This is a genomic window from Bradyrhizobium sp. CCBAU 51745 (assembly GCF_028128715.1).
Taxonomy (GTDB): domain Bacteria; phylum Pseudomonadota; class Alphaproteobacteria; order Rhizobiales; family Xanthobacteraceae; genus Bradyrhizobium; species Bradyrhizobium manausense.
Map to the genome: position 1 here is coordinate 1 of NZ_LBJP01000019.1, position 423 is coordinate 423.

A 423-nucleotide genomic window follows, 5' to 3' on the forward strand; every position below is an offset into this window, starting at 1 on the left:
GCGAAAGAGACGTTCGCGCTCACTTGCGACAATTTCGGCATCCGTTGTCGAGACGACTAGCACAAAAGAATCCGCCGACCTTGTGAGCCGGCGGGAGTTTCTGAACGCACCAAGTATCAGCGCCTATTGGCGGGGATCCCCGACAGCGCCGACGTCGATCTCGGTCTGGTCAGGTTGCCGGCCAACGCCCTCATTTTTCCTGCCTGCCCGATCCCGGCGAGCCGCTCGACCTTTCGAAGCCGCGCAACCCGCGCAACTTCTCGAAGGAATTTGCCAGGCGCGCCGAGCTCATCGGTTTCGGCGGCATTCGCTTTCACGACCTCCGCGGCATTCACTCGACCGCTCTGCTCGATGGCAACATTCCGGTGTATCGAGTAGCAGAGCGCATCGGTGATGATCCGGCGGTCTTGTTGAGAAACTATT

The 423-nt window shown here is 59.8% G+C and carries 1 protein-coding gene; it reads right to left on the minus strand.

The features are described 5' to 3' along the window. Window positions 1–116: 116 nt before the first annotated feature. A partial coding sequence (locus XH98_RS12880; protein ID WP_271618800.1) for a hypothetical protein occupies window positions 117–423 on the minus strand: 307 nt, incomplete at its 5' end.